The 18,244-nt window shown below is 70.0% G+C and carries 13 protein-coding genes; 8 read left to right on the forward strand and 5 right to left on the reverse strand.

The window, feature by feature from the left end; genetic code table 11:
- Positions 1-762 (forward strand): acetate/propionate family kinase (locus ACWEPX_RS15415; RefSeq protein WP_451897809.1); only part of this gene is annotated, 762 nt, incomplete at its 5' end.
- Positions 763-776: 14 nt separating this feature from the next.
- Here the strand turns inward: ACWEPX_RS15415 and ACWEPX_RS15420 are convergent.
- Both ACWEPX_RS15420 and ACWEPX_RS15425 read right to left on the reverse strand, forming a co-directional pair.
- The gene (locus ACWEPX_RS15420; RefSeq protein ID WP_451897810.1) at positions 777-1,973 is read right to left on the reverse strand and encodes a globin domain-containing protein; all 1,197 of its coding nucleotides are present in this window, start codon (positions 1,971-1,973) and stop codon (positions 777-779) included.
- Positions 1,974-2,093: 120 nt separating this feature from the next.
- Entirely contained in the window at positions 2,094-2,585 is a 492-nt protein-coding gene (locus tag ACWEPX_RS15425; protein WP_451897811.1) for a Gmad2 immunoglobulin-like domain-containing protein, read from the reverse strand.
- A 923-nt stretch (positions 2,586-3,508) separates the two neighbouring features.
- Here ACWEPX_RS15425 and ACWEPX_RS15430 point away from each other — a divergent pair.
- A complete protein-coding gene (locus ACWEPX_RS15430) occupies positions 3,509-5,575 on the forward strand; it encodes a M4 family metallopeptidase (RefSeq protein ID WP_451897812.1) in 2,067 nt (688 codons plus the stop codon).
- Positions 5,576-5,776: 201 nt separating this feature from the next.
- Here ACWEPX_RS15430 and ACWEPX_RS15435 read toward each other — a convergent pair whose 3' ends face one another.
- Together ACWEPX_RS15435 and ACWEPX_RS15440 are read right to left on the reverse strand one after the other, a co-directional pair.
- Positions 5,777-6,433 (reverse strand): response regulator, encoded by a 657-nt coding sequence (locus ACWEPX_RS15435; RefSeq protein ID WP_451897813.1) that lies wholly within the window; start codon positions 6,431-6,433, stop codon positions 5,777-5,779.
- Positions 6,430-7,557 (reverse strand): sensor histidine kinase, encoded by a 1,128-nt coding sequence (locus tag ACWEPX_RS15440; RefSeq protein WP_451897814.1) that lies wholly within the window; start codon positions 7,555-7,557, stop codon positions 6,430-6,432. Before ACWEPX_RS15440 ends, ACWEPX_RS15435 begins: the two co-directional genes overlap by 4 nt.
- Before the next feature lie 116 nt (positions 7,558-7,673).
- Between ACWEPX_RS15440 and ACWEPX_RS15445 the strand changes: the two genes are divergently transcribed.
- The 6 genes from ACWEPX_RS15445 (at position 7,674) to ACWEPX_RS15470 (ending at position 15,369) form a co-directional block, all read left to right on the forward strand.
- Complete coding sequence (locus tag ACWEPX_RS15445; RefSeq protein WP_451897815.1) at positions 7,674-8,420, forward strand: ABC transporter ATP-binding protein; 747 nt, start codon at positions 7,674-7,676, stop codon at positions 8,418-8,420.
- A 5-nt stretch (positions 8,421-8,425) separates the two neighbouring features.
- Entirely contained in the window at positions 8,426-10,756 is a 2,331-nt protein-coding gene (locus ACWEPX_RS15450) for an FtsX-like permease family protein (protein WP_451898049.1), read from the forward strand.
- A 90-nt stretch (positions 10,757-10,846) separates the two neighbouring features.
- A complete protein-coding gene (locus tag ACWEPX_RS15455; protein ID WP_451898050.1) occupies positions 10,847-11,527 on the forward strand; it encodes a response regulator in 681 nt (226 codons plus the stop codon).
- Positions 11,524-12,936, forward strand: a complete 1,413-nt coding sequence (locus ACWEPX_RS15460; RefSeq protein ID WP_451897816.1) for an ATP-binding protein — start codon at positions 11,524-11,526, stop codon at positions 12,934-12,936. Before ACWEPX_RS15455 ends, ACWEPX_RS15460 begins: the two co-directional genes overlap by 4 nt.
- On the forward strand, positions 12,933-13,409 hold the full coding sequence (locus ACWEPX_RS15465; RefSeq protein ID WP_451897817.1) for a hypothetical protein: 477 nt from the start codon (positions 12,933-12,935) through the stop codon (positions 13,407-13,409). The genes ACWEPX_RS15460 and ACWEPX_RS15465 overlap by 4 nt, the downstream gene beginning before the upstream one ends.
- Before the next feature lie 76 nt (positions 13,410-13,485).
- Positions 13,486-15,369, forward strand: a complete 1,884-nt coding sequence (locus ACWEPX_RS15470) for an acyltransferase family protein (RefSeq protein ID WP_451897818.1) — start codon at positions 13,486-13,488, stop codon at positions 15,367-15,369.
- Positions 15,370-16,372: 1,003 nt separating this feature from the next.
- Here ACWEPX_RS15470 and ACWEPX_RS15475 read toward each other — a convergent pair.
- Positions 16,373-18,019: a hypothetical protein gene (locus tag ACWEPX_RS15475; RefSeq protein ID WP_451897819.1), complete on the reverse strand. Its 1,647-nt coding sequence runs from the start codon at positions 18,017-18,019 to the stop codon at positions 16,373-16,375.
- Between the last annotated feature and the right edge of the window lie 225 nt (positions 18,020-18,244).

The raw sequence follows: 18,244 nt of genomic DNA on the forward strand, positions 1-18,244 counted from the left end.
TTCGACACGGCGTTCCACGCCACGATGCCGCCCTCGGCAGCGACCTACGCCCTGCCCGCCGCGTGGCGCCGTCGATGGGGCCTGCGCCGATACGGGTTCCACGGCCTCTCCCACGCCTACGCCTCGCGGCGGGCGACCGGGCTCGCGGGACTGGCCGTGGAGCGGGCCCGGGTGGTCGTCTGCCACCTGGGCGCCGGGGCCTCCGTCGCGGCGGTCGCAGGCGGGAGCTCGGTGGACACCACCATGGGGTTCACCCCCTTGGCGGGTCTGGTCATGGCCACCCGTAGCGGCGACGTCGATCCCGGCCTGCTGCTGTGGCTGCTGCACGGCGACCGGCTCACCCTCGACGACCTGGCCGACGGGCTGGAGCACGCCTCCGGGCTCGCGGGCCTCAGCGGCCACGGCGGCGACATGCGCGACGCGCGCCGCGCTGCCGACGCGGGCGACCCGAACGCCGCGCTGGCCCTGGCCGTGTACGTGCACCGCCTCCGCCAGGCCATCGCCGCCATGGCCGCGTCCCTCGGCGGCCTCGACCTCCTGGTGTTCACCGGCGGAGTGGGCGAACACGACGCCGCGCTGCGGGCGGAGACCGCCGCCGGGCTCGGCTTCCTGGGAATCACCCTCGACGACGAGCGCAATCGCGGCACCTCGGAGGACGCCCGCATCAGCGCACCGGACGCGACCGTGACGACCTGGGTCATCACGGCCCGCGAGGACATCGAGATCGCCGCCCAGACCCGAGCCGCGCTGCGAGCGCGCTGATCCCGCCGGGGCCGTCAGCCGGTGTGCTGGTCGAGCATCCCCGGCCCGAACACCTCGTAGCGGACGCGCTCGGCGGGGAGCCCGCGGCGCAGCAGGGACGATCGGACATCCCGCATGAACGGCACCGGCCCGCACAGGTAGGCGGTGGTGTCCGGGGTCAGCGGAAGGACGCCGGGGTCCATCCGGCCGGGGCGCGAGTCGTTGTGCTGGCCGGACTCGTACCAGGTCAGGCAGTCGGAGTGGGTCAGGCCCGCGAGGGCGTGCGCGCAGTCGGCGCGCAGGGCGTGGTGGGCGGGGGAGCGGTCGGCGTGGGCGGCGACGACCGGCCGCGTGGGCTGGGTGCGGGCGAGGTGATCGAGCATGGCCGCCATGGGGGTGATGCCGATTCCCGCGCTGATCAGGAGCACCGGGGACAGCCCGGGGACGAGCGTGGTCTCCCCGGCGGGCGGTCCGACCAGCAGGGAGTCGTCCTCGGCCAGGTGGTCGTGCAGATGGGTGGACACCATGCCGTCCGGTGTCGCGGCGGTGCCGCGCACCCGGCGCACCGTGATCCGCAGCGATCCGCGGCCGGGCCCCTGGGACAGCGAGTACTGGCGGGGCTGGCGGCGGCCGTCGGGCAGGTCCACCGCCACGGAGACATACTGCCCCGGGACGAATTCGGGGATCGCGTCGTCCCCGTCGGGGATCAGGGTGAACGACACGGTGTCGACCGCCTCGTCGAGGCGCTTGGCCACCCGCCAGCGCCGCCACAGGGCGGTCGGCTCCACTCCGGCCCGCTGGTAGAGGCGGGCCTCGGCGGCGATGAGCCTGCAGGCGAGCAGCCAGTAGACCTCGTCCCACGCCGCGGCGACGGCGGGGGTGACGGCGTCGCCGAGGACCGCGGCGACCGAGGCCAGCAGGTGGCGTCCCACGACCGGGTACTGGTCGGCCCGGATGCCCAGGGACACGTGCTTGTGCGCGATCCGCTCGGCGACCATGTCGAAGCCCCCGCCTGGCGCGTCGCCCAGCAGGTGCTCGGCGAAGGCGACCACCGCGGACGCCAGTGCAACCCGCTGCCTGCCGTCGGCCTGGTTTCCCTGGTTGAACAGGTGGAGAAGGTCAGGGTGGGCGGCGAACATCGACGGGTAGAAGTGGGCGGTGATGTCGACGGCGTGGGCGCGGACGACGGGCAACGTGGCGCGGACAACGGCCGCGGAGGCTGCGGACAGCACGGGATCTCCTTGAAGTGGGACGCTGTCCTCACTCTGCGGCCGCGCCTGAGCGGGAGATAGGGAAGCAACGACCGCAAGATCAAGGACCTTGGTCCCGGGCGATCCCGCGGGCGGTCGTAATCAGTCTCGCGGCACGCGGATGACGTCGCCGGGGTGGATGATGTTGGGGTTGGTGACGGTGCCGGGGTTCGCGGCGACGAGGCGGTGGTGGAGGGCGCCGTTCCCGTAGTGCTGGGCGGCGATGCCCCACAGCGTCTCGCCCTGCTGGACGACGTGCTCGGAGTACACCCGGTAGCCGGGGACGATCTTGGGTCCGTAGACGACGGGGGCGATGACCTTGTCGAGCTCGGCGCCGTCGTTGGGGGAGGTGTGGAAGACCTCCACGAACAGCCGGTCGAGGGTGAAGGCCGCGCCCGCGACGTCGACGGTGATCTGGAACTGGCCGTGGCCGCCGATGCCGTCGCCCGCCATGAAGTGCCCGGTCACCTCGTCGTGGCCTTCGTGGACGCGGTACTCGAAGTTCGCCTCGAAGGCGCCCCCCGCGACCCCGGCCACCATGATGGTGGTGCCCACCAGGTCGTACATCCTGGGCTGCTGCACATCGATACTCATGACCTGCCCCCTTTCGACACACCAGCCTGACCGTCGCCGCGCGCAACTCGCCAGGGCAGGAAGACCCGCGAAACGCGGGCAGGTCGTCAGTCCGCGATGGTCGCTGATCCGTAACCGCCGTCGTCCCGCCGGTAGCAGGCGTCCGTGTCCGTCGGTGTCCTCGACGTAGAACAGCGCGGGTCTAGACACATCCGCCTGCCAGCCGTTACCCGCGCGGCGGAGCAGACAGTCCTCGCCGGACCCGTGGGTGAGCAGATGGAACTCGTACTCCAGTGTCTCCATGTCGGCGACACCGCGCCGGGAGCGGGGTTGTAGAGCCAGCGCGTCGCCGGCTGGGTACGTGCCGCCTGGACGATCTCGATGACGCCACCCCGGTCAGTGGTGGTGACCCTCGAGACCAGAACCGTTGGTCGCACGTCAGGTCGACCAGCAACGCCGCACGGGCACCTGGTCCGATCGAACGCTCAGCACGTCGTCGCACAGCACCCGCTCGCCCCCGCCCGGAGCCAGGTCCCTGTCGCCGCGACAGAACTTCCGATCGCACGTGGCCAGAGTGTGCTTCCCATACCGGATGTGCCCACGCGGTGCGGAAGCACCTACATCGTGGGACGGTTGGATGCGGTCTGTCCAGGTTTGACGAGTCCTGTACGAGTGATCACTCATCGTGGATCGGCCTTCTGGACTACAACCACACTCAGTGATAGTCCCGGCTGATGTTTGCCGCTTTCTTGCGGTCCTCGTTTCGTCCGTTGTCTGTCGTTCGAGGTGCTGGGACCGTCGTCCAACGCACCGGGTTCCCTGTGCCCGGTCATGTCTGGAGCGAGGGCGGCCACATGCGAAGGCTGAGTTCGGTCTGCGCCGCTTTGGCGGTGATGGCGACGTCGGTGGTGGGGGTGAAGGCCGCGGGAGCCGCCGAGGAGGTCGTGGACGGCGCGGTGGCGTACGTGCGGCAGGTGGCGGTTGACCGAGGTGACGAGGAGTTCGTCGCGGTCGGTGTGTCCTCCGGGCCGCGCGGGTTGTCGTTCCACGCCTATGAGCGGAAGTATCGCGGCTTACGTGTCGTCGGTGGTGATTTCGTCGTTGTCGCGGATGCGTCCGGGGCTGTGCTGGGGTCGCCGCTGGCGGGTCAGGGCGCCATTTCTGTCGGCACTGTTCCGGTGGTGTCGGCGGAGCGGGCGGCTCGGGTCGCGAGGGCGGAGCTGGCCGGGGTTGACGCGGTCGGCGCGCCGGAACTGGTGGTGTTCTCGCCAGAGGGCGAGCAGACCCTGGCATACGAGGTCGTGGTGCGTGGGCGGTCGGCCAAGGGGACGCCGAGCACGCTGCACGTGATCGTCGACGCCCGCTTCGGTGCGGTGTTGGCGGAGTGGGATGAGGTGCTGGCGGGGATCGGCCACGGCCACTACTACGACGACGTCACGATCGACACGACGCGGACCTCGTCGGGCTATTCGATGTCCGACCGGACACGGTCCGGGATGTTCTGCGGTGTCCAGGGCAACGGCGCGGTGTCCGGCCCGGATGACGTCTGGGGCAACCGAAGCGGAACCGATCTGGAGACCGCGTGCTCGGACGCGTACTACGCGGCCCAACAGGAGTGGAACATGCTGCGGGACTGGCTGGGCCGCGACGGCTTCGACGGCAACGGCCGCGCGTTCCCGATCTTCGTCGGGCTCAACCAGGTCAACGCCTATTGGAACGGGCACACGGTCAACATCGGCCACTCGAAGGACAATCAGCGGCAACTGTCGGTGCTCGACATCGTCGCGCACGAGCACGGCCACGCGGTCTTCCAGTTCACTCCCGGCGGCTTTGACGGCTACGTCGAGACCTACGCGCTCAACGAAGCCAGCGGGGACATCTTCGGCGCCCTGACCGAGCACTACGCCAACCATCCCGACGACCCACCGGATTACGTCTACGCCGAGGAGGCCGACGCGCTGGGCCGTGGACCGGAGCGGGTCATGTACGACCCGTCGGCGGGGCCGAGGGACGAACCGAACTGCTGGTCGACGGCGATCCCCAGCACCGAGGTGCACGACGCGGCCGGGCCTGCCAACCACTGGTTCTACCTAATCGCCGAGGGCTCCCATCCCGGCGGCGGCAAGCCGGACAGCCCGATCTGCGCTGGCGGCCCCGCGTCGGTCACCGGAATGGGAATCCAGAACGCGGGCCGTGTCTGGATGACGGCGCTGATGCAGAAGACCTCGTTCTGGGAGTACGCCGACGCCCGCGTCGCCACGATGAACGCCGTCACCCAACTGTTTCCCGGCGACTGCGCCAAGTTCGACACGGTCAAGGGCGCCTGGGACGCGGTTTCGGTGCCGCGGCAGTCCAGCGAGCCCGGCCGTCCGGACTGCGGCGACCCGGCTGACGACTTCGCCGTCGCGGTGACCCCGACCGCTGGCGGAGTCGACGCCGGAGCCGCCGTGAGCGCGCGGATCTCCACCACCACCGTCACCGGTGATCCCCAGACGATCACCCTCGCGGCGTCCGGCCTGCCCACCGGTGCCACGGCGTCCTTCACCCCGACGTCGGTGACCTCCGGCGAGCCGTCCACGATGGACATCGCGACCACGGCGTCCACCCCGGCCGGAACCTATCGGATCACCATCACCGGAACCGGCACTGCGGGCAGTCGTACCGCCGTGTTCACCCTGACGGTGCGCGGCACGCCTGACGGCTGCACCGGTTTCGAGACGACCAGGACCGGCACCCTCGGCTCCGACGGCAGCGTCTACCAGCCCGACGGCCGCTACTTCCACACCACCGTGCCGGGCGCGCACCGGGCTTGCCTGGACGGCCCCGACAGTGCCAACTTCGACCTCTACCTCCAGAGATGGAGCGGCTCGAGCTGGGCGACCGTCGCGCGGGGCGTCACGTCCGCCGCGGACGAGGAACTGACCTACTCCGGCACCGCGGGCTACTACCGCTACCGGATCCACGCCTACAGCGGCTCCGGCGACTACACCCTCGGCTACGACAGCCCCTGACCCGTCTTGGGGCGCAGAGCGACTCACCCCGGTGGCCCCCACTCGATCAGGAAGGCACCATGACACGCGTGTCACCGTGACGAGCACCATCACGCTTGTGGTCTGGGCAGCGGTGACGGGCGCGATGCCCGCCGCATCAACGGCCACCCAACCGGTGTGGCGGGTGGCACCGCTGACCGTCAATGCGATCGGCGAAGGGAGTCAGGTGGTCACGGTGCCTGTCCGCCACGCCCACGCCGCGATCTCCACCCGGTTGCGGGCGCGGAGTTTGCGCTGGATGTTGGCCAGGTGGGTCTTGACCGTCGCCAGCGTGACGAACAGCTGACCCGCGATCTCCTCGTTGGTGTGGCCGCGGGCGACGAGGCGGGCGACGGCGAGTTCCCGGTCCGTGAGCGGGTCGACGGGGCCGGGGTCCTCGGGTTCGGGCCTGTGCAGGGGGGCGAGGTGGGCGAGGAGCCGGACTGTGATGGCGGGAGAGATGAGGGTCGTGCCGGACGCTGCGGCGCGGACCGCCTCGACCAGCAGGGCGGGGGAGGAGTCCTTCAGGAGGAAGCCGCACGCGCCGTTGCGGAGCGCCTGGTAGACGTACTCGTCGAGGTCGAAGGTCGTGGCGATGACGACGTTGAGCGGGTCGCGGACGTCGGGGCCTGCGAGCAGCCGGGTGGCGGCGAGCCCGTCGAGGCGCGGCATGCGGATGTCGAGGAGGCAGACCTCGGGACGCAGGCGGCGGGCCTGCTCGACCGCCGACTCGCCGTCGGCCGCGGTGGCGACGACGGCCATGTCCGGCTGCGCGCCGAGGATCATCCCGAACGCCGAGCGGACCATCGCCTGGTCGTCGGCGATCAGCACGCGGATCATGCGCCCGATGATGGCAGTGTCGCCACGACCCGCCAGCCGCCGGTCGGCACCGGGCCCGCGTCGAGCACGCCGCCCGCGGCCGCGACGCGCTCGGCGAGGCCGACGAGGCCGAAGCCGGGGCTTGTCCCGGGCTTGCCGGGACCGTCGTCGTGGACGGTGACCGCGACGCCAGCCGCGTCCTGCCGGGCGCTGATCTCCACGGCGGAGGCGTCCTCCGCGTGCCGGAGCACGTTGGTCAGCGACTCCTGGACGACGTGCCGCACGGTCTCCACCACAATGTCCGGCAGGACGCGGGTGGCGAGCCGGTCGTCGAGCGACGTGGTCACCACGGCGGGCCCGGGGAAGCGGTCGGCGGCGGCGCGCACCACCTCGCCGAGGGTGCTGGGCCGGGGCGGCTCCGCGTCGCCGCGCAGGACGGTGATCATGCCGCGCATCGAGGTCAGCGCCTCCGAGCCCGCCGTCTCGATGGCGGCGAGCATCCCGTCGAGATCCTCGGGGGACGGCGGGCTCCCGGCCGCCGTGGTGTATCGGACGGCCTTGGTCTGCGCGACGATCGCCGTCACGTGGTGGGCGACGAAGTCGTGCAGGTCGCGGGCGTACTCCAGGCGTTGCTCCTGGCGGGCCATCGCGAACCCGTCGGCCCTGCGGCGCTCGTGCAGCCGCAGGTACAGGCCGAGCAGCACCAGGAACGGCACCCCCAGCGCGAGAGCGCCCGCGATCAGCGCGACAGGCTCGGTCGGCGCCAGCCGCAGCGGCAGCAGCAGGATCGCCGCGCCCAGCGCCAGCGCCGACCCGACGGCCCGCCGCGGGGTCCGCGCCATCACGACGTGCACCATCAGCCACGACAGCGCGCTCAGCTCCACCAGCCCGAACGTGTTGTCCAGCCGCACCGGCAGCGCGAGGGACGCCAGCGAGAACCCGGCCGACAGGAGGGCTGACGGCAGTACCAGCCGGGGGATGAATAGCGCGGTGACGGCGAGGACCCCGCAGACGGCGACCCCGGCCGCGGTGACCACCGATTCGGCGGAGAACACTTCGACGACCAGCACCGCCGCCGCTGTCGCGCAGAGGACGGCGATAGTCACCCGCTGTGCCCATGACAGCGACACGAACGCGGAAGGCATGACCGGGACACTATAGCAGCCCATGAGCCCTCGCCTCATCCTTTCGGCTGATCAGGCTGGTGCGGCTCGGCCGAGCGGATGATCCGGACGCCGCCGTGCGTGTTCACGATGGTCACGTGGAGCGACAAGTGGTGGCCGAGGCGGTCGCGCTCGGCAAGGTGTACGGGGACGGGGAGAACGCGGTCGTCGCGCTCTCCGGTGTGTCGGCGGTCTTCCGCCGCGGCGAGTTCACCGCGGTGATGGGACCGTCCGGCTCGGGCAAGTCGACGCTCATGCACTGCCTCGCCGGGCTGGACGCGCCCACGTCGGGCACCGCCCGCCTCGGCGGCACGGATCTGGGCGCGCTGTCGGACGACGCGCTGACCGCGCTGCGGCGTGAGCGGATCGGCTTCGTCTTCCAGTCCTTCAACCTGCTGCCGACGTTGACCGCGTGGGAGAACATCACCCTCCCGCTGGCACTGGCGGGCAGGCAGCCGGACAGCGCGTGGACCGAGCAGGTCATCGCCGCCGTCGGGCTGGGCGACCGGCTCGACCACCGGCCCGCCCAGCTGTCCGGCGGCCAGCAGCAGCGGGTCGCCTGCGCCCGCGCCCTCGTCACCCGGCCGGAGATCGTCGTGGCCGACGAGCCCACCGGCAACCTGGACTCCCGCTCCGGCGCCCGCATCCTCGAGTTGCTGCGCCGCTGCGCACGGGAGTGGGAGCAGACCGTGCTGATGGTCACCCACGACCCGATCGCCGCGGGCTACGCCGACCGCGTGCTGTTCCTGGCCGACGGCGCGCTCGTCGACGAGATGCCCGAGCCGACGCCGGAGCGGGTGCTCGACCGCATGCGCCGCTTCGACTCCCCGGCGGTGGGCCGGTGATCCGCATGGCGGTGCGCGCCGTCGTCGCCCAGTGGTCGCGCTTCGTGCTGCCGCTGATCGGGGTGGTGCTCGGCGTGGCGTTCGTGTCCGGCGCGCTGCTCTATGGGGCCTCGGTGCGCGCAGCGCTCGACCGTGCGCAGCCCAGCGGCATCGTCATCGAGGGCGAGGCCATGACCTCCGCCCTCGTGGCCCGGATCGCCGAGGCGCCGGGGGTGCAGTCCGCCCGCCTGCGCTCGACCGGCCGCGCGTTCCTGGTCGGCCCGGACGGCGGCGTGGTGGGACCACCGGAGTGGGCGGTCGGCGCGGACCACGTGGGCGACACCGTGCGCGGTCACGCGCCCGGTGGTCCCGGTGAGGTCGTGATCGACGACCAGACCGCCCGGCGCACCGGCTATGACGTCGGCGACGTCGTCCGCGTCATCGTCGGCGGCGTCGCCCGGGAGGCACGGGTGTCAGGCGTCGTCGCCGCCGCTGACCCCATGGGCGGCACGTTCGTGGCCTTCGACCCGGCGACCGCCCACAGGCTGTTCGGCCACACCGCGATCGAGGTGTCGGGTGCGCCCGACACCGCCGCGCTGGTCCCGCTGCTGCCCGAGGACGCCTACATCGCCTCGAACGCGGCGGCGGGCGACGGCGAGAAGCTGACCGCCATCCTGCTGGGCTTCGCGGCGGTCGCGGTGTTCGTCGCGGTCTTCACCGTCGCCAACACCTTCACCATGCTCGCCGCGGCCCGCGCCCGCGAGCACGCCCTGCTCCGCGCGGTCGGCGCGGCCCGCCGCCAGGTCATGCGCGGCGTGCTGGCCGAGGCCGCCCTGCTCGGCGCGGTCGCCACCGTCCTCGGGCACCCGCTGGGCATCGCCGCGGCATGGGCGCTCGACGGGCTGTTCGGCGTGGGTGACGGGCCGCCGGTGCCGCTGCGGCCGTTCACCCCTGTGCCCGTGGTCGCCGCCGTCGCCGTCGGGCTCGGCGTCACCGTGGCCGCCGCCTACCTGCCCGCGCGCCGGGCCGCGGCCGTCCCGCCGATCGCCGCGCTGCGCACCGGCCTGCCCCCGACCACCGCGTCATCGCGGACACGGACCGCCGCAGGGGCGGCCGCCACTGTCCTCGGGTCGGCGCTGCTGTTCTCCGGTTCCCAGGACCTCGTCTACCTGGGAGCGCCGCTGCTGTTCCTCGGTCTCGTCGCCATGGTCCCGCTGCTGGCCACCGCGCTGACCGCGCTCGTGCGCGGTCCGCTGACCAGGATCGCGGGCGTGCGGGGGACGCTGGCGGCGGAGAACACCCGCCGGAATCCCCGCCGCACGGCGGCCACCGCGAGCGCGCTGATGACCGGCCTGGCCATTTGCGCCGCCGTCACCGTCCCCATCGCCTCGGTGGCGGCCAAGGCGCAGCGGGACGCCGAGACCGGAGACGCCGCCGACGTGCGGATCACGCCTATGGACTTCGCCACCGCGGCCGCCGACCTGCCCGCCCGGGTCGCCGGACTGCCCGGCGCACGCGCCGTCACCCCCATCGTCCCGGCCGTGCTCGACCTCGGCGACGACCGCGTCGGCGTCACGGGCGTCGACCCGACGACCATCGCGCGGCTGGTCCCGATTCGGGTCACCGACGGCACGCTCGACCTCCGGCGCGGCATGGCCGTCTCGACCGAGACGGCGGCCGACACGGGGTGGCGGGTCGGGTCGGTGGCCTCCGGTGATGTGGCAGGGGCCGTCGTGTCCCTGCCGGTGGTGGCCGTCTACGACGCTCCCGACGGCTTCCACCACGACGCCCTCGTCGACGCCGCCGTCCTGCCCGAGGACCGGACGCCGACCACCGTGCTCGTCCAGGCCGAACCGGGCCAGGCCGACGCGCTGAAGCGGGAGATCACCGCCGCGCTCGACAACCCCACGATGCTGGTGCGCACCCGCGCCGAGCACCGGGACGCCGAGGGCGCGCGCTTCGACCCCTTCCTGAACATCCTCTACGCCCTGCTCAGCATCTCCGTGCTGATCGGCGCGCTCGGCGTCGTGAACACCATGACCATGTCCACGATCGAGCGCACCCGGGAGATCGGGCTTCTCCGCGCCATCGGCCTCGGCCGTCGCGATGTGGTCACCGTGCTGCGCCTGGAATCGGTCCTCATCGCCCTGCTCGGCGCCCTCACCGGTCTCGTCGCGGGCGGCGTGGTCGGCGTCGCGGTGGTCCTGACCCAGGGCGGCCTGCCGGTGGTGATCCCATGGGGCAGGCTCGCCGGGTTCGTCGCCGTGACCACGGTGATCGGCTTGCTCGCCGCGCAATGGCCCGCCCGCCGCGCAGCCCGAACCCCCGTCCTCACCGCGGTAGGCGCCAGTGAATGACTTGCGGCGGCAGGTCTCGCGATGTCCAAATTACGTCGCAACCAGACGGTGAATGACCTCGACGTGGAACGCGGTGGACATAATCGGCTTGTGGCGGAGGTTTTGCTGATCGAGGACGACCCGTCGATCTGCCGTGGTCTGGAGTTGGCGCTGGGCAGGCACGGCCACCGGGTGCGGATCGCGCGCACCGGCGAGGAGGGGCTGTGCCGCTCCCGGAGCGTTCCTCCGGACGTCGTGGTGCTGGACCTGATGCTGCCGGGGGTGGACGGGTTCGAGGTGTGTCGGCGGCTGCGGGCCGAAGGCGACGTCCCGGTCATCATGCTCACCGCCCGCGGGGACGATTTCGACATCGTGGGCGGGCTGGAGGCAGGCGCGGACGACTACGTGGTCAAACCGGTGATGCCGAGGGTGCTCGACGCCCGCATCCGGGCGGTCCTGCGCCGCGGCCGGACTGGAGCGGGCGCGGCGAGGGTCGACCGACACGGCACGCTCACCATTGACCGGGCTGCCCTGACGGTGTCGCGCAACGGGGTGCAGGTGTCGTTGACGCCGACCGAGCTCCGCCTGTTGCTCGTGCTGTCCGGTTCGCCAGGACAGGTGTTCAGCCGTGTCCAGCTGCTGGAGGCCGTCTGGGAGCACGACTACCTCGGCGATTCCCGGCTGGTCGATAACTGCGTGCAGCGGCTGCGGGCCAAGATCGAGGACGATTCGGCGCGTCCGGTGTTCGTGCAGACGGTGCGCGGCTTCGGTTATCGCTTCGGGCCGACGTGAGAACGCGGTCTTGGCTGCGGTTCACGGGGCTGCGCCCGCGCATGGTCGCAGGCTTCGTCTTTGTCGCCGTGGTCGGGGCGGCGGCGGCGGCGGGAGCCGGGTTCACCTCCTCCCGCGCCGCTTTGGTGGCCGAGGTGCAGGACGGGGCGGCCGAGGATCTGCGGCGCCGAGTCGCGGAGGTCGCCGTGACCGTGGACTATCCGCCCGACCAGCAGGCTCTCGACCGGATGCGGGTGGCTCTGGGGACCTCGACGATGGTCGTCTACGGCGAGCTGGTGTCAGCCGCGGGCCCGAACCTGGAGACCGTCACCCGGGAGTTGCGCGACGCGGTGGGCGCAGGGCAGGAGATGGTGCTGCAGCGCGTATCCGCCGTCGACGGGCCCCGCCTGGTGCTCGGCACACCTGTGCTCGAAACCCTGATGGACGGCGCCCGACGGGACTCGGGCATCGAGGTCTACGCCGTCCGCGACCTGTCGGCCACCGAGACGCGGATCGCGGACTCCGCGCGTGCCGCGGTGCTGACCACCGTCCTCGCCCTGCCGCTGGCGCTGTTGATCGCGCTAGTGGTGGCCGGGCGGGTGCTGCGCCCGGTCCGCGAACTGCGCGCCGCTGCCGACCGCATGGCGGGCGGCGACCTCGCCGTCCGGCCGCCGGTGCGGGGGTCGGACGAACTGGGGGACCTGGCCCGCGCGTTCGTCCGGATGGCGGAGCGGCTGCAGGGCACCGTCGCCGAGCTGCGCGGCATGGAGGCCGACGCCCGCCGCTTCGTCGCGGACGTCTCCCACGAACTGCGCACGCCGCTGACGACACTGGTCGCGGTCGCAGAGGTCTTGGAGGCCGACGCCGACCTGCTGCCCGCCGACGCCCGCACGTCGGTCCTGCTGGCGGCCGAGGAGATCCGCGGACTGGCCGGGCTGGTGGAGGACTTGGTGGAGATCTCCCGGTTCGACGCTGGCCGCGCGTCGCTGCTCCTGGACGATGTGGACGTGCCGCGCACCGTGCACGCGTGCTTGTCGTCGCGGGGCTGGAGCGGCGAGGTGCAGCTGGTGGCGCCGGAGAGCCTGCGGGCCCGTCTCGACCCGCGCCGCCTGGACGTGATCGTGGCCAACCTCGTGGGCAACGCGCTGCGGCACGGCCGCCCGCCCGTGCGGGTGTCACTCCGTGCTGACGGGGGCGAGGTGGAGCTGGAGGTCGTCGACCACGGCCCGGGCTTGTCCGAGGAGGTGCGGACCCGCGTGTTCGAGCGGTTCTACAAGGCGGACGCGGCGCGCACCCGTTCCGAGGGCAGCGGTCTGGGGCTGTCGATCGCCCTGGCGAACGCCCGCCTGCACGGCGGTGTGATCGAGGCGGGCGACGCGCCGGGCGCGGGCGCGCGGTTCGTGCTGCGGCTGCCGGGAGCGGCGCGGTGATCCGCAGGGCGGTCGCCGCCTCGGTCCTGGTGCTCCTGGCCGGATGCGGCGTGGCGCCGTCGGAGGTGATGGGTGGCGGCCGTGCGCCGACCGGCGTCGCGCCGGGCGTCGTCCTCTACTACCTCGACGCCCGCGGGGACCTCGTGCCCCATCTCGTCCCGACCGGCAGGCTCGGCGACGTCACCGCGGCGCTGGAACTGCTGTTGCGCGGCGGCGGAGCGCCGCAGGACGGCCTGCGGTCGGACCTGCGACCGGTCGAGTCGCTGGGGCCCCAGGTGACGGTCTCGGGAACGGTCACGAGCGTGGCGGTTCCCTTGGCGCGCCACGAGGTGGGGGAGCGCGGGATCGAGCAGATCGTGTGCACCGCCCTCGGCGTGAACCGGCAGAGCGGCGGGCCCGCGGACATGACGGTCGCGCTGACCTTCACCGACGGCAGCGGGACCGGACCCCTCGGCTGCCCGTTGCCTGCCTGACGTGCCAAGTCGGCTGCGACAGAACCGCGACACGGCTCGGACCCGTCCTGTGCATCGTCTGTCGATCGTGGACGGTATGACACAACTGCACCAGGTGCCTCGGACACCTGACACCCTCAGCCCCGGTGCGCGCATCCCGGCTCTGGACGGTCTGCGCGGCCTGGCCGTCGCCGCGGTCCTGCTGTTCCACGCGGGCGGAATCAGCGGCGGTTTCCTCGGCGTCGACCTGTTCTTCGCTCTCTCCGGCTACCTCATCACCGACCTCCTGCTGCGGGAGGCCGCCGCCACCGGATCGGTGTCGCTCACCGCGTTCTGGCAGCGTCGGATCAGGCGCCTGGCCCCGGCGCTCGTCGTCGTGCTCGTCATCGCGACCGTGGTCGTCTGGGCGGCGGGAATGACCGACCTGTGGTCCTCAGCGCTGTCGGACGGACCGTGGGTGCAGCTGAACCTGGTCAACTGGCACCTGATCGGCGAGTCGGCGGGCTACTGGGACCGCTTCGGGGCGGACCGGCTGTTCGGCCATCTCTGGAGCATTGCCGTGGAGGAGCAGTTCTACCTGCTCTGGCCGGTCGCCGTGCTGTTTCTCGCCAGGCGGGCGGTCCGGGTATCGCGCGCGGTCGCCCTTCTCGCCGTTGTCGTCTCCCTTGCCTCTCTGGCTCTGATGATCGTGCTGGTCGGGGACGGGGACACCACCCGCGTCTACACCGGAACCGACACCCGGGCCTTCTCCCTCATGCTCGGCGCGCTCGCGGCCACCGAACCCGCCAGGAACCTGCTGCGCCGGATCACCGGCAGGCTGGCCGGAGCGGTCTGCGCTGTCCTGCTGGCCGGGATCGCGATGTCCTGGCTGCTGGTCGACGGCGAGACGTCCCGAGGGCTGTTCCATGGCGGACTGTTCGCTCATTCGCTGGCCGCCGCGGCACTGGTGGCGCTGTGCGCGCAGGCTCCGGAGAACACCGTCGCGCGCGCGTTGGGCACGCCGTCGCTGCGCTGGTTGGGACTGATCTCCTACAGCCTCTACCTGTGGCACTGGCCGGTGTTTCTCGTCCTCAGCGCCGAGCGGCTCGGCGTGAGCGGCTGGCTGTGGGCCACACTGGTGTGCGCCGTGTCGATCTGTCTGGCCGCGCTGTCCCGCCGGTTCGTCGAAGACCCGATCCGGTTCCGGGCGGGGTGGGCACGAAAGCGGACCGGGGGCGTCGTCTTCGCCGCGGTGATGGCGGCCCTGGCCCTGTTCTGGGTCGTCGTGCCGCGCCCCGCGGCCCAGACCGTCGACCCGGGCGCGCTCGGCTCCCCCGGCACGGTCTCGACCAGCGGTCCACGCATGTCGAAGGTCCTGTTCATGGGTGACTCCATCGCGGCGGGCCAAGCCCTGCCGCTGGCGGCGGCCATGAAGGCCGCGGGAGTGGGCTTCACGTCCATCGCCGCCGACGGTGGCGGAGGGGTGGTCGGACCGCTGGCCGAGACCACCTGGCAGACGCTGCCCGCAACCCTGGAGACCGTCCGCCCGGACGTGGTGATCTACCAGGTCACCACCTACGACTGGGGAACAGAGGCCGAGCAGCGCATCGGCTACCAGCGCCTCGCGGACGCCGCCACGGGCATCGGAGCCACTGTCGTGTTCGTGACCATGCCGCCCATCGTCCCCGACGAGTTCTACTCCCCGCACATGCCCGACCTGGGGCGAACCGCCTCGGTGGCGCAGAAGATCGCCGAAGAGTCCGCCGGTCGGGTCATCGTGCTCGACAGCGCCGAGGTGTGGGGCCCCGGCTTCCAACGCGAGAGGGACGGCAAGGCGGACCGCAGCTCAGACGGCATCCACACCTGCCCACACGGTGCCGCCCGATTCACCACCTGGCTGATGACCCAACTCACCGCCCGCTTCTCCGGAGTCGCCCAAGCCGACCCCGCGACCTGGGCCAACACCGGCTGGGCGGCTGACGATAGGTTCAAGGGCTGCTGACGGGGCCGCGCACGGCCCGGCACCGGCGTCGACCGGGCTGCCGTCGAGGCCCCGAGTGGCTGTCGTCAACGCCCCTTGCGAACCGTATCTCTCGCCTCGGCGGCAGCCCGCTCAACGGATCAGGAAATTGGTGACTCACAGGTGCCACGCGGTCCACGCGCACACCCTCATTGGCGCTCATGCAGCCTGATAGCAACCTGGTACGCGGCCAGGTAGGGCCGTGCGAGATGGCGGGGCACGACAGTCATGCACGGCACCGCGGCGAGGATGTCGATGACTAGGCTTCTACAGCCAGGCGCTCCCGAACGGACGTCATACGCGGGGAGATCGTTGGTGGGCGGCGGCAGTTACCTGCAGCGGCGTCGATTCGACCTGCTGGGCGCGGCCAGCCACTTCACTGCGCGGAGCGGCGAGGTCGCGTACACCCCACCAACGGCGGCCAGGGCGAGGAGGTTGAGCCTGCAGGCGGCCTTGGTTGCCAAGGTGCCCCTCCGGCACGACAGGGAGGGGCGTAGGTGGCGCGGGCAGCAGGATCGTCGTCAGCCGATCAGGGAGCATGCGGCTGCAGAGCATTTACTTACGTCAGCTGTCAGGCAAGCAACGGGTGTCATTGTTGGAGCACACGCCGATGCTACTTCAGTAGCAGACCCGGTGCTTCATCGATCGTACTCACCGATCTCATTGACTGCCTCATAGAAGTCGTCTAGGCCTAACTCGGGTGCGCCAGGAGTAGGAGCCCAAGTATGGGTGACCACTTGGTACCCCGATAGCTCATGCACGGACGGTTGAGCAGGGGCAAAAGCTCTCGGAACCTCACTGCTTAACGACATGTCAACCTTCCCTTTGAAACGCAACTGGCCTCGACCGGTCTTCAACAGGCTGTACATCAAAGTTCCGCGCTCTCGATCACCCCCTTCCATCTTTGCGAACTACGCAAGAACAATGCGCCTAACGATATCAACGATCAGTTCGATTGTACCAGAATGCCTTCAGTCTGTATACCTTATTCATCGCTCTTCACCAGAAGGTGGGAGTACTGCCACGTTCGGATGATGCAGAGGTAGGCAATGTAAAACGCGTTCAAGAATGCGACAGCAACTGTGACGGCCCAGGTCGCATCGGAAATGCCGAGAAATGAGATACCTTCGGGCAATTTCGGCCATATGCGTTGCGGGCCCGCCTTGTGTAACATGAATAGTCCAGTTCCCACGATCGACAGCAGCGCGGTCATTGTCATGCTCAGTCGGGCGGATAGGGTTCCCTCAAGGAGTTTCCTAGACGGCGAGTCGAAGCCCAGCCAGGTTGCCGCCAACGCGGGAAAGGCCAGAAGAAATGCGGGCGCATCAGTGCCTGGGTCTGAATGTCTAGAATTGACGTAGCCGACCAACCAAAGAATTGCCAAGCCAGCAAGTGCTGTCAACGTAGCTCGAAAAACGGAGCCTGGCGGAACCTCATAGAAGTGGAGTCTGATCGACGCGCGTTCGCCCGGTCGGAAAGCTGGCATAAACCTCGCGTAGAAATGCGCATGCGGTTGTCCAAGGCGACGGCGGAAGCGACAGTGTGGCGGCGTTGGCGCTTGTTCGGCTGTCCGCTTGAGCACGTTTTCAAGGCCGACCGCTTCTTGTCGAGCGAGGTACAGGTCATTGGGTGCATGGACATGTAGGTGAAAGCTCTCACAAGTTCCAGCATTTGCGATGTCGAGGTTGAGGGCAACTGGCCTTGCGCCAAAGATCAGCCGGAAGAATCCGCTCAACGACCACGTCCGCGAACTTTCTGTTCGGGTGAACTTCACCCGCGGGGTCATGGTGAGCTGGTACCGAAACTTCTGATGCCTTCCTTGCGTGTTGGAAACGCGAGCTACCACTGCATAGTTGCTGGTCAGCTGTCTGACGAAGAGCACCGCAAGTGTCCGAAGTCCAGGAAGCGTCACGCTCAGTTTCGCAATTTGGTCGGCTGCGCTGTAGTCCATACCGGCGTTGCTTCGTGTGTCAACTCGCCGCACGATCGCCTGTAACGCCATCAGCTCGGCCTGCGCTGCCGCCTTGGGCAGATCTTCGCCTGCGGACAGCTGGTACGCCGTCAACAGAAGTCTTCGCAGAACCCGCGCCACAAGGGATAGGTATTGGCGGTACGAAAGCCAAAGAACGCCGTCCCCGTTCATCTCGTGCACGTGAAAGTCATCAAGGAGGTCACCCTTCTTGTTGACGACCACGGGCAGGAAAACCTCAGCATTATCGTTGGTGATCTTCAGACGCCTCGGTACTTCTATGTCGACGGCAACCGACTTCCTTAGCGTCCGACGGTCGGGCGTGTACTCTTCTACGACTCTTCGACGAAACTGCTCGGGCCGAGCTATCGCGGCTGCAAAGATTCTAGCCTGATCTGCATGGATCTCCCTGGAGTTCTTCGCCTCTTCCTGAAGCTCCAGGATCCGCTTGTCGGGAACCTGGTGAAACGAGAAAGGCGTGATAGGCTTCGCAGCGAACGGTTTCCGATAGAAGAAGTGCGTATGCAAACCCGCGAGGGTGATCCAGAATATACACAATAGTCCCACGCGCTCCCAACCGCTCCAAGCGCGAGACCCCGAACTTGCCATCAGCACGATCGCAAGTGAAAGGCTGAGCAGTGCGGCTAGCGATAGGATTTTCATGAGTCGAGTAATCACTGCTGAGACCCCTCGTTGGCACTTACGCATTCACCAAGGAATCACAAGAACTTACCGACTGTTACCTAAGCTCGCCGAGATTCACTCGGATGGCCCACCGCAACCAGCAAACCATCCTGAGCTCGTCCGCATGAAAGTACCGGCACAATGGCACCTCCTGAGCACCACTCATGGATTGCCGTCGTTGACACGTTCGGGAGGTAAGCAAGT

This window comes from Actinokineospora sp. NPDC004072 (assembly GCF_053604195.1).

Coding starts and splice junctions, on each gene's coding strand:
- ACWEPX_RS15470 (WP_451897818.1), top strand. CDS start 13,486: ATGACACAACTGCACCAGGTGCCTCGGACACCTGACACCCTCAGCCCC.
- ACWEPX_RS15435 (WP_451897813.1), bottom strand. CDS start 6,433: ATGATCCGCGTGCTGATCGCCGACGACCAGGCGATGGTCCGCTCGGCG.
- ACWEPX_RS15425 (WP_451897811.1), bottom strand. CDS start 2,585: ATGAGTATCGATGTGCAGCAGCCCAGGATGTACGACCTGGTGGGCACC.
- ACWEPX_RS15475 (WP_451897819.1), bottom strand. CDS start 18,019: ATGAAAATCCTATCGCTAGCCGCACTGCTCAGCCTTTCACTTGCGATC.
- ACWEPX_RS15440 (WP_451897814.1), bottom strand. CDS start 7,557: ATGCCTTCCGCGTTCGTGTCGCTGTCATGGGCACAGCGGGTGACTATC.
- ACWEPX_RS15450 (WP_451898049.1), top strand. CDS start 8,426: ATGGCGGTGCGCGCCGTCGTCGCCCAGTGGTCGCGCTTCGTGCTGCCG.